Genomic DNA, 10,697 nt, shown 5'->3' on the forward strand with positions numbered 1-10,697 from the left:
ACTGCTTGCAGATTCCGAACTGCGTTATCCGTATGAAGATTCAAAAACCTTGATGCATGTATTTGATAGTTTTGATGATAAGGCTCTAATTCTGGAACTTCTGGATGGTATGTATGCTGAACTTCCGGAAAAGAAACCTGCGAAAGCCAGATGAGAAAGACAAATCTTAATTTATTAGATGAGAGTTAATTAGAAATTATGGAGGTAGTAATGAATAAGATTACTTGTATTTGTTTAGGTGTTAGCGATATGGAAAAGTCAATAAAGTTTTACAGAGATGGTTTAGGATATAAGACTGACTGTAAAGAAAATAATCCGCCAGTATGTTTTTTCAATACTCCAGGAACAAAATTTGAACTATTTCCTTTAGAACAATTGGCAAAAGATATTGATGAACATAACCCACCAAAGAGAAATGGATTTTCTGGAATTACATTAGCGTACAATGTTGAACAAAAAGAAGATGTTGATAGTGTAATTGAATTAGTACGAAATGCTGGTGGAAGAATTGTAAAAGAACCACAAGACACCTTTTGGGGTGGATATCACGCCTATTTTTCTGATTTAGATGGATATTACTGGGAAGTTGCATGGGGACCAAATTTTAAGTTTGACAAAAATGGACTATTGAAATTTTAGTAATTAAAGGAGATATAAAAAAAGGTATCAAGCAAAGAATACTTAGACTTTATTTTAGAACAAGTATCTGAATTAGATAATATTAGTTATAGAGCTATGATGGGAGAATTTATTATCTATTATAATGGAAAAATTATTGGCGGAATACATGATGGTAGATTACTTGTTAAACCTGTGCAGATATGCCAAATGTAGTGTATGACTTGCCGTATGATGGAGCAAAAGAAATAATTCTTGATTATAGTAGAATTTTGAACGAAAAAATTCAATTATGATAGAGTTAAAAAATGACCTTGTCCCTCTTGAACGAGGGAGCAAGGTCATTTTTGTTATCTCAGTATTCATTTGATAAGAAATTGTTTATTTCATCGTAGGGAAGAGCAATACGTCACGAATAGAAGTGACATCTGTCAACAGCATAATTAAGCGGTCAATTCCAATTCCGAGGCCGCCAGTTGGTGGCATACCGTATTCAAGAGCTTCTACATAGTCGTAGTCGATACCAGTCGCTTCATCATCTCCGAGTTCCTTAGCTTTGGCTTGCGCTTCAAAACGCGATAATTGGTCAATTGGATCGTTCAACTCGGTAAAGGCATTGGCAAATTCGCGCCCAACGATAAAGAGTTCAAAGCGGTCGGTAAAGCGTGGGTCATCTGTATTTTTCTTAGCAAGAGGCGAGACTTCAACTGGATGCCCATAAATAAATGTAGGTTGAATCAAGGTATCCTCAACAAAATCTTCAAAGAAAGCATTGATAATATGACCGACTGTAAAATGCTTTTCAACCGTTACATGATGTTCCTTAGCTAGTGCAGTGGCTTCTTCGAGAGTCATTTCTTTCCAGAAATCAATGCCCGTCTGCTCTTTAATGGCTTCTAGCATATGCTTGCGTGCAAATTTGCGACCGATAAAGATTTCAGTACCTTGATAAGGGACGCTTTCAGCATCTGTAACGGCTTTAGCTGCACTTTGGATAATCCCTTCTGTCAAGTCCATGATATCCTCAAAATCCGCATAAGCCTGATAAGCTTCAATTGTAGTAAATTCAGGATTGTGAGTGGCATCCATTCCTTCGTTACGGAAAATGCGTCCCATTTCATAAACACGTTCCATACCACCAACAATCAGACGTTTTAAGTGCAATTCAGTTGCGATACGAAGTACCATATCAATATTTTGTGCATTGTGATGAGTAATAAATGGACGAGCAGCAGCACCACCAGCTTCATTATGTAAAACGGGTGTTTCAACTTCAAGGAAGCCTTGGTTATCAAGATAACGGCGAATTTCTGAAACGATACGACTGCGAGTTACGAAGCGTTCAAAGCTTTCCCGATTGGAAATTAAATCCAAATAACGCTTACGATAAATCGTTTCAACGTCTGTTAGTCCATGGAATTTTTCTGGTAATGGACGAAGTGCTTTAGAGAGGTGTGTGATGTGAGTTGCTTTGATTGACAGCTCTCCCATATCTGTGCGCATAACCTCACCTTCAATACCAAGGAAGTCCCCAATATCTGCCTTTTTGAAAATTTGATAATTTTCTTCACCAACAGTATCTTTTCTAACATAGATTTGAATTTGACCTTCACGGTCTTGGATATGAGCAAAACCGACTTTTCCTTTCCCGCGCTTGGTCATAAGTCGTCCCGCAATGGTAGCAGTTTCCGCTAATTCATGTAGTTCTTCTTTTGTTTTATCACTATATTTTTCTTTTAATTGGGCAGAATCTGCAGTACGTTCAAAACGTTTACCAAATGGATCAATACCTTGTTCTGCTAAAGCAGCCATTTTTTCACGACGAATCAGTTGCTGGTCATTTAATTCTTCAATATGTTCAGTAGTCATATTCTTCCTCCTAAAGTTTACCTTCCTCATTCTATCATAAATAAGGCAGAAATTCATCTATAAATAAAGAAAAACCGTGATTTTATACGCTCACAGTTTTAATTGCTTCTAAGTGGTCAACATTGTTCCAATCAAGAAGTGTAAAATGCTCAAAATCTTGTGTTTCAAGAATGGTGACACTTCCATTTGTAAGACCGCCCTGCTGGCGAAGTTGAGCAAAGTCATAACCTAATAACAAACGTAAAGAAGCGGTTAAATTCGCTCCATGACCAACAAAAAGAAGATTTTCATAAGATTGTCCTTTTTGTGATTTAATAAAGTCTATTGTACGTCGTGTAGTATTGTAGACTGATTCCGCACCAAAAATAGAGTTGTTAAATTTCGCTAGATTGTGACGGAAAGCTTCCATTTGGTGAGGATAGATAGCCGTAATCGTAGAAACCTTTTGTCCTTCTAGGGAGCCTAGTTGCCATTCACGCAACTCGGCATGTGACTCAATGACTTGTGAAAAATGATTTTCACTATTGATAATCTGTGCAGTTGCCATTGCGCGTGGTAAATCACTTGAAAAAATCTTGTCAAATTTAATGTGAGCCATGTTTTTTCCAAGCAAGTGCAATTCTTCAATAGAAGTCTCAAGCAGCGGTGAATCACCATTGGCTCCTTGAAAGCGTCCTTCTAAATTCCATTGAGTTTTCCCGTGTCGAACGAAGTAGAGTTTCATACAGTTTCCTTTCTATTTTGAATCCTCTTTTAAATCTGCAAAGGTCGCCTCGACAAAATGAGCTAAATCCTCTGCGTTAATTTCAATACTGTGTCCTAATTCTCCAGCCGATACAATAATAGTCTCATCTGTTAAAGCTGAATTGTCAATGTAAATAGGAAAGTGGTGTTTTTGACGAATGCCGACAGGATTATTTGCTCCGTGAATGTAGCCAGTCGTCTTTTCTAAATCTTTTTGCGGAATCATGCTTACTTTTTTGTTACCAGATATTTTGGCCAGCTTTTTTTCAGCTAGATGTTCTGTTATGGGCAAAATCCCAATAATTGTCCCTGTTTTATCGCCTGTTAGAGCCAATGTTTTGTAAATCTGTGAGCGCTCTATTCCTTTGGGCAATTGTCCTTCTAAAGCATTGATTTGAAGGCCTTTGTGAGGGATTTTTGCTTTTGTCAAAATTTGTTCTACAAGAGTTTTCTTAATTTTTGTTTTTTTAGCCATTATTTATACTTTTCCTCCAATTGGCTCATCCAAGCGCCCAGCCAAGTTCCTAATCCAAAGAAGAACGCAGCAGTAACGAAGGTGATGATAGAAGTATTAGCATAATGAATACTTTCGCTATTTCCAGGGTTTGGTACCAAGATGAGAACAGTACTAGATAAGACAATCCCAATGATAAAATGGTACACTTGAGAATGATAATTTTCCAAAGCATAATTCATGGATTTTGAAAAAATCACAAGTGCGAGGAGACCGCCAATTCCGATTGGTAAAAAGGTTCCCAAAATATCTAAAGATTTAAAACCGATTAGCATCGGGGAATACAGTCCCAAAATCAAGAGCAAATTTGAAGGACTTAAACCTGGAACGAGAATTCCCAGTGCGATAAGGGCACCAGCTAAAATAAAAGTCAAGAAATTTGCAGGTAACGTTCCAACGAAACTATTGAGGAAATAAAGGCAAATCCCAGAAATGAAAAAAGTGGCTACGAACCAAATAACATCAGTTCGGTCGCGATCAGATTCTCTGATAGATTCCTTTAGCAAGCTTGGAATCGTACCGATAATCGCTCCTGCAAATCCCCATAAAACAATGATTTTATAATGCTCTAAGAGATATTCAACTGGCAGGGAAAATAGTGCAATCCCTAAAACCATTCCAATACCAACAGGTAAAAAATAAAGTACATTTTCACGAAAATTCTCTTTTATATGCGCTAAAAAATAAATCATCCGCTCGTAAATCCCCAAAATAGTGGCTAAAACTCCACCAGATACCCCAGGGAGAATAAATCCTAGCGCGATGACAATTCCCTTAAAAATTCTGATTAACCAAGAAATCATTCATTACTCCCTAAACTTTTCTTTGTTAGTCATTATAACATATTTAGAAACAAGAAAGTAGTGATAACTGGACGAGAAGAAAAGAAAAACTCTGCAAAGTTTTCGATTCAAACTATTACAGAGTTATTATTTTCCATTACCAAATAATTTTTTAAATGTTTTTGTCTGATTTTTTAAAGGAGATAGCTGATTAAGATCGACATCATGTGCAAAACCACCAATTGAGCCTTGTGATGTGTATTGATGTAAATCGTATTTTAAGTCTGTCTTAGGGGCAGTGTTGTAATAACCGTCATTATAGCCGTAAGTTGGAATCCAAATAGCTGTGAATTTCTTAGTTGAGATACTGTGTTCTTCAAGGAAATAGGTTCCGACATAAATCCCGATGTTCTTAGCACCCAATGATGCTAACTTAGCGCGAAAAGCTTCGACACCAGCATTCATGTCATCCATAGTTTTTTCTTCAACATCTAGCCAGTAGTAGGTAGGTTTGTATTTTGAAGCGGCTTTATAAAAACTTTCGGCAGCTTTTTGCATTTCTTTCTTGTTGCTACCAGCCACATAAGCATAGACAGCGACAGGAATATTTCGTTTTTGAAATTCTTCTATGTGGCGTTGATAGGATTTATCAATTCCGTTTAAGTGTGTAGCTGCATTTTCTTTTTTTGCTTGTGCTCCGCTATGCACGCGTATAATGGCGCCAGAAACATTTTTTGCTAGTACGTCATAGTTAATATCACTTGGCAATTGCCAGCCGGACAAGTCAATGATTGGTTTATAGGCTTTGTCTGCTTCATCGGAATCTGAAGTATCAGTTGACTGAGAAGCAGCTGATGTTTGTGTAATAGCGTCCTTTTGCTGTTTAGTTTCCTTGTTTTCTGAATAATGCTTCGCTCCTAAAATAATCGCAATGAAGCTAACAAAGAAAACAAAGACAACAAGCGGTTTAATCCTCTTTCTCATATAATTTCATTTTAACGTAAAGTCAGATAAAAAGCAAAATAAACTAGTAGAAAATAAGTATTTGTCATCAAATTGAAATATTAAAGAAAGCGGTTTATTGGACATAATGGTGAAGAATGCTTATAAATCCTATTCATAAACTCAGCTTATTGTTCTTTTTTTAGTTAAAGTTTAGCCTAGATACTGCAAGGATTTAAAAAATACCGTTCGTCAAATACTTTTTTTTTACCCTGAAAAGTGGTATAATGTTCGGTGAAAATTTAATAATATTAGGTGAACTATGAAAATTGATAAACGCCACCTGCTGAATTATTCCATTTTGATTCCTTATTTGATTTTATCTATTTTGGGATTGATAGTTGTTTATTCAACGTCAAGTGCCACTTTAGTACAGGTAGGAGCAAATTCGCTCAGATCTGTTTTAAATCAAGGAATTTTCTGGGTAATCAGCTTACTTGCCATTGCTTTAATTTACAAAATAAAGTTAGATTTCTTAAAAGACAATCGACTGATTGTCATTGTTATTTTTGTGGAAATCTTGCTTTTAATTTTATCTCGCTTCCTTGGTGCCCGAATCAATGGTGCACATGGTTGGTTACGATTTGGTCCGATTAGTCTCCAGCCGGCTGAGTATTTAAAAATTATTCTGATTTGGTTTTTAGCACAGCGGTTTTCTCATCAGCAAGATGAAATCGCAACGTATGACTATCAGGCTTTAACACGAAATCAACTGATTCCACGCGCACTGAACGACTGGCGAATCCTAGTCGTTGTGTTAATTGGAATCGTAGCAGCGCTGCCTGACTTGGGGAATGCGACCATTCTTTTGCTGACGACCTTAATCATGGTAACGGTTAGTGGGATCGGTTATCGCTGGTTTTCAACTCTTCTTGGGATATTGGTCACTCTTTCCACAGTTGTTTTAACCAGTATTTGGCTCATTGGTGTGGAAAAAGTTGCTAAGGTTCCTGTGTTTGGCTATGTAGCAAAACGATTTAGTGCCTTTTTTAATCCTTTTAAAGATTTATCAGGCGCAGGTCACCAGCTAGCTAATTCCTATTATGCCATGAGCAATGGCGGTTGGTTTGGCTTAGGATTAGGAAATTCTATCGAAAAACGTGGTTATTTACCAGAAGCACAGACAGACTTTGTCTTTTCCATTGTTATTGAAGAATTTGGATTTATCGGTGCCAGCTTGATTTTAGCCCTCTTGTTTTTCCTTATTTTGCGGATTATCCTTGTGGGAATTCGAGCGAAAGATCCATTTAATTCTATGATGGCTCTTGGTGTTGGTGGAATGTTACTGACACAAACGTTTGTCAATATTGGAGGAATTTCCGGTTTGATTCCTTCGACGGGTGTCACCTTCCCATTCTTATCACAAGGTGGAAATAGTTTGTTAGTATTATCCGTAGCGATTGCTTTTGTTTTAAACATTGATGCCAATGAAAAACGAGAAAGTTTGTATAGAGAAATCGAAGAAACCAATCACGGTTTAAGAATTATTCGCTAACGTTAGATTGAGCAAAAGCTTATTGAAAGGTGTAGATTATGTCACTTCAAAAATTAGAAAATTACAACAATAAAGAAGTTATCCAAGAAGAAGTTACGATTTTGACGGACTTATTAGAAGAAGTTACAAAAAATATGTTAAGTCCTGAAACCTTTGAAAAAATCATCGCTTTAAAAGAATTGGCAGCAGTTGGAAATTACGAAGGATTAAATGAAATTGTTCAGAATCTGTCGAACAAGGAAATGTCCTATATTTCACGTTATTTTTCTATCTTGCCTCTTTTGATCAATATTTCAGAAGACGTTGATTTAGCTTTTGAGATTAACTATCAAAATAATGTGGGGCAAGATTATCTTGGGAAATTATCCACAACGATTGATTTGGTTTCTGAAAAGGAAAACGCTGCTGAAATTTTGGAGCATTTGAATGTGGTTCCTGTTTTAACAGCTCACCCAACTCAAGTGCAACGAACGACTATGTTGGATTTGACCAATCATATTCATGTCTTGTTGCGTAAATACCGCGATGTGCGAATGGGCTTGCTCAATGAGCAAAAATGGCACAATAATCTTCGTCGATATATCGAAATTATCATGCGGACAGATATGATTCGTGAGAAGAAATTAAAAGTGACCAATGAAATCACCAATGTGATGGAATACTACAATAGCTCTTTCTTGCAGGCGGTGACTAATTTAACAGAAGAATACAAGCGCTTAGCCAAACAGCACGGGATTGACCTGAAAAATCCTACCCCTATTACGATGGGAATGTGGATTGGTGGTGACCGAGATGGAAATCCTTATGTTACAGCTGAAACATTGAAAAAATCCGCTTTGACACAATGTGAAGTGATTATGAACTATTACGATACGAAAGTTGCTAATTTGTACCGTGAATTTTCTTTGTCAACAGGTATCGTAAAAGTAAGTGAAGCGGTGCAGGAAATGGCTTATCTGTCAGAAGATAATTCTATTTACCGCGAAAAAGAATTGTATCGTCGAGCCTTCTACTATATTCAAACAAAACTAAAAAATACAAAGACTTACTTTATTGATCAGATAAAAACCGAGCCACATTACCACAAAATTGAAGAATTTAAACATGATTTACTAGCTATCAAGCAGTCTCTTCTTGAAAATAAAGGCGAAGCAATGATTTCTGGTGAGTTTACTGAGTTGCTTCAAGCAGTAGAAGTATTCGGTTTTTACCTTGCTTCCATTGATATGCGTCAAGATTCCAGTGTTCATGAAGCCTGCGTTGCAGAGTTATTAGCGAGCGCAGGAATTGTGGAGCATTATAGCGACCTTTCTGAAGACGAAAAATGTCACGTTCTGCTAAATGAACTTCTCTATGATCCGCGGATTCTCTCTGCTACACATGCTAAAAAATCTGCCCTTTTGCAAAAAGAATTAGAGATTTTTCAAACGGCGCGTGAGTTGAAAGACAAACTAGGAGATGCGGTTATTAAGCAAACAATTATTTCTCATGCAACGAGCGTGTCTGACCTTTTAGAATTGGCTGTTATGCACAAGGAAGTTGGTCTCATTGATAAAGAATTTGCGCGTGTACAGATTGTGCCGCTCTTTGAAACCATTGAAGACTTGGATAATTCCTATGGCACGATGAAGAAATACTTATCTCTTCCAATCGCTCAGAAATGGATTGCCTCTAATAACAACTATCAAGAAATCATGCTGGGCTATTCAGACAGCAATAAAGACGGTGGTTACTTATCATCCTGCTGGACTCTCTATAAAGCGCAACAGCAACTGACAGCTATTGGAGATGAATTTGGTGTAAAAATCACCTTTTTCCACGGTCGTGGTGGAACGGTTGGTCGTGGTGGCGGCCCTACTTATGAAGCTATTACCTCTCAGCCTCTCCGCAGTATCAATGACCGAATTCGCCTGACAGAGCAAGGAGAAGTCATTGGCAATAAATACGGAAATAAAGACGCTGCTTATTACAATTTAGAAATGCTGGTGTCGGCAACGATTAATCGTATGATTACCAAGAAAAAGAGCGATACCAGCACATCTAACCGCTACGAGCGCATTATGGATCAGGTAGTGGAACGAAGCTACCAAATTTATCGTGATTTGGTTTTTGGCAATGAGCATTTTTATGATTATTTCTTTGAATCAAGTCCGATCAAAGCTATTTCCAGCTTTAATATTGGTTCGCGACCGGCTGCGCGTAAAACAATTACTGAAATCGGTGGCTTGCGTGCCATTCCGTGGGTATTTTCATGGTCGCAAAGTCGGGTGATGTTCCCTGGTTGGTATGGTGTTGGATCCAGCTTTAAAGAATTTATTGATGAAAATCCAGAAGAAAATCTTGCTTTCTTGAGAAAGATGTATAAAAATTGGCCTTTCTTCCAATCGCTTTTGTCCAATGTAGACATGGTGTTATCAAAGTCGAATATGAATATCGCCTTTGAATATGCTCAATTGTGTGAAGATAAAGAAGTACAAGAAATTTATTATACAATTTTGGATGAGTGGCAATTAACCAAGAATGTTATTCTTGCTATTGAAGATTATGATGACCTGTTAGAGGAAAATCCATACTTGCGAGACAGTTTGGACTACCGCATGCGTTACTTTAACATTTTGAATTATATTCAGCTAGAACTCATCAAGCGTCAACGCCGTGGAGAATTATCCTCGGATGAAGAACGATTGATTCACATCACAATCAACGGAATTGCGACAGGACTGAGAAACTCAGGCTGATGAAGAATGAAAAATCGGATTATTTCCGATTTTTTTATATCTTTGTAACCCAAAACGCTTCCAATTCGTTATACTAGTGAAGGAAGGGGGATGAGGATATCAAACTAGATGATTATGAAAAAGTCTTGATTACCTTTGCAAAAGAAATCGTCTATTATCTGCAAGGCTCAGGCGTTCCAAAAGAGCAAGCAGAAGATGTTGTTCAGGATGTTTTTATCAAAATGCTAGAGTCTGATTTTGTCATCCCTGCTCAAAAAATGCGAGCTTGGATGTATCGTGTGTCCATTCGCCGCTATATTGACAAATACCGGCGCGATAAGCATTATATGGAAATCCTGCGACGAGATTTTTTTACAAAGGAAAATCAATTGATTGTTGAAGGAGCAGATTATGACTTTCTCATGGAGGAGGTAGAAAAGTTACCAACACAGGATAAAATCATGTTGGATCTTTATTACTTTCAAGGATTCTCAACAGGCGAAATAGCAGAAGTGCTTCATTATTCTAAAAGCAAGGTCAAGGTTCAGCTCATGCGCAGTCGAAATAAACTTCGACAGGTTTTGGAAAAGAAAGGATATCATCATGGAAACTTTTGAAATCGTTGCAAAGAAAAACAAAAAGAGAAATAGAAAGCGAATCATTCTCTGGTCAACAACAGTAGTGGTAGTATTTTTTGGAATATATATTGTTGCTCGTATGATTACAGGAAAACTCATTAGTGATCAAGCTTGGAAGGTGGTCAATGAGGTACAGCTAGTTGAAAGCGTCGCCTTTCCTAATATTGAAACGTATACCTGGTCTGCTAATGGTGGGGATATGTTCCACGGTGGTATTAAAGGTAGACAAGCTAAAGATATTTATGGGATTCCGCTAGACTATGGTGAATACAAGACAGATTTTGGAATTTTTAATATCAATCGAGGAACTCTTTTTCA

9 protein-coding genes and 3 pseudogenes are annotated in these 10,697 nt (G+C 37.3%); 7 read left to right on the forward strand and 5 right to left on the reverse strand.

The window, feature by feature from the left end; genetic code table 11:
* The 3 genes and pseudogenes from HMPREF2887_RS10400 to HMPREF2887_RS10405 all read left to right on the forward strand — a co-directional run.
* A pseudogene (locus HMPREF2887_RS10400) lies at positions 1-154 on the forward strand (competence protein TfoX); the annotation flags it as partial.
* A 56-nt stretch (positions 155-210) separates the two neighbouring features.
* Positions 211-639 carry a VOC family protein gene (locus tag HMPREF2887_RS02250; RefSeq protein WP_003032481.1) on the forward strand — a complete coding sequence of 143 codons (429 nt, stop codon included), beginning with the start codon at positions 211-213 and terminating at the stop codon, positions 637-639.
* A gap of 96 nt (positions 640-735) precedes the next feature.
* Positions 736-875: pseudogene (locus HMPREF2887_RS10405) on the forward strand (competence protein TfoX); the annotation flags it as partial.
* 124 nt (positions 876-999) lie between these two features.
* Here the strand turns inward: HMPREF2887_RS10405 and lysS are convergent.
* The 5 genes from lysS to HMPREF2887_RS02280 form a co-directional block, all read right to left on the reverse strand.
* Positions 1,000-2,487 carry a lysine--tRNA ligase gene (gene lysS / locus HMPREF2887_RS02260; protein ID WP_021001875.1) on the reverse strand — a complete coding sequence of 496 codons (1,488 nt, stop codon included), beginning with the start codon at positions 2,485-2,487 and terminating at the stop codon, positions 1,000-1,002.
* An 82-nt stretch (positions 2,488-2,569) separates the two neighbouring features.
* Complete coding sequence (locus HMPREF2887_RS02265) at positions 2,570-3,211, reverse strand: histidine phosphatase family protein (protein ID WP_021001874.1); 642 nt, start codon at positions 3,209-3,211, stop codon at positions 2,570-2,572.
* A 12-nt stretch (positions 3,212-3,223) separates the two neighbouring features.
* Complete coding sequence (locus HMPREF2887_RS02270) at positions 3,224-3,706, reverse strand: aminoacyl-tRNA deacylase (RefSeq protein ID WP_003023920.1); 483 nt, start codon at positions 3,704-3,706, stop codon at positions 3,224-3,226.
* A complete protein-coding gene (locus tag HMPREF2887_RS02275) occupies positions 3,706-4,548 on the reverse strand; it encodes a DUF368 domain-containing protein (protein WP_003041101.1) in 843 nt (280 codons plus the stop codon). Before HMPREF2887_RS02275 ends, HMPREF2887_RS02270 begins: the two co-directional genes overlap by 1 nt.
* 126 nt (positions 4,549-4,674) lie before the next feature.
* On the reverse strand, positions 4,675-5,511 hold the full coding sequence (locus HMPREF2887_RS02280; RefSeq protein WP_021001873.1) for a glycoside hydrolase family 25 protein: 837 nt from the start codon (positions 5,509-5,511) through the stop codon (positions 4,675-4,677).
* 280 nt (positions 5,512-5,791) lie between these two features.
* Between HMPREF2887_RS02280 and ftsW the strand changes: the two genes are divergently transcribed.
* From ftsW to HMPREF2887_RS02300, 4 genes and pseudogenes are all read left to right on the forward strand, one after another.
* Complete coding sequence (ftsW, locus tag HMPREF2887_RS02285; protein WP_003023926.1) at positions 5,792-7,024, forward strand: cell division peptidoglycan polymerase FtsW; 1,233 nt, start codon at positions 5,792-5,794, stop codon at positions 7,022-7,024.
* Between the two features lie 38 nt (positions 7,025-7,062).
* Positions 7,063-9,762, forward strand: coding sequence for a phosphoenolpyruvate carboxylase (ppc, locus tag HMPREF2887_RS02290; RefSeq protein ID WP_021001872.1), 2,700 nt, complete (start codon positions 7,063-7,065; stop codon positions 9,760-9,762).
* Between the two features lie 125 nt (positions 9,763-9,887).
* Complete coding sequence (locus HMPREF2887_RS02295; RefSeq protein WP_003023930.1) at positions 9,888-10,358, forward strand: RNA polymerase sigma factor; 471 nt, start codon at positions 9,888-9,890, stop codon at positions 10,356-10,358.
* Positions 10,345-10,697, forward strand: a pseudogene (locus HMPREF2887_RS02300) (ArsR family transcriptional regulator); the annotation flags it as partial. The gene HMPREF2887_RS02295 and the pseudogene HMPREF2887_RS02300, both read left to right, overlap by 14 nt.

Source organism: Streptococcus sp. HMSC071H03 (assembly GCF_001813035.1).
Lineage (GTDB): Bacteria > Bacillota > Bacilli > Lactobacillales > Streptococcaceae > Streptococcus > Streptococcus anginosus.

What these genes read in the sequence shown, in the direction of transcription:
- HMPREF2887_RS02250 (WP_003032481.1), top strand. Translation starts at nt 211, where the DNA reads ATGAATAAGATTACTTGTATTTGTTTAGGTGTTAGCGATATGGAAAAG.
- lysS (WP_021001875.1), bottom strand. Translation starts at nt 2,487, where the DNA reads ATGACTACTGAACATATTGAAGAATTAAATGACCAGCAACTGATTCGT.
- HMPREF2887_RS02265 (WP_021001874.1), bottom strand. Translation starts at nt 3,211, where the DNA reads ATGAAACTCTACTTCGTTCGACACGGGAAAACTCAATGGAATTTAGAA.
- HMPREF2887_RS02270 (WP_003023920.1), bottom strand. Translation starts at nt 3,706, where the DNA reads ATGGCTAAAAAAACAAAAATTAAGAAAACTCTTGTAGAACAAATTTTG.
- HMPREF2887_RS02275 (WP_003041101.1), bottom strand. Translation starts at nt 4,548, where the DNA reads ATGATTTCTTGGTTAATCAGAATTTTTAAGGGAATTGTCATCGCGCTA.
- HMPREF2887_RS02280 (WP_021001873.1), bottom strand. Translation starts at nt 5,511, where the DNA reads ATGAGAAAGAGGATTAAACCGCTTGTTGTCTTTGTTTTCTTTGTTAGC.
- ftsW (WP_003023926.1), top strand. Translation starts at nt 5,792, where the DNA reads ATGAAAATTGATAAACGCCACCTGCTGAATTATTCCATTTTGATTCCT.
- ppc (WP_021001872.1), top strand. Translation starts at nt 7,063, where the DNA reads ATGTCACTTCAAAAATTAGAAAATTACAACAATAAAGAAGTTATCCAA.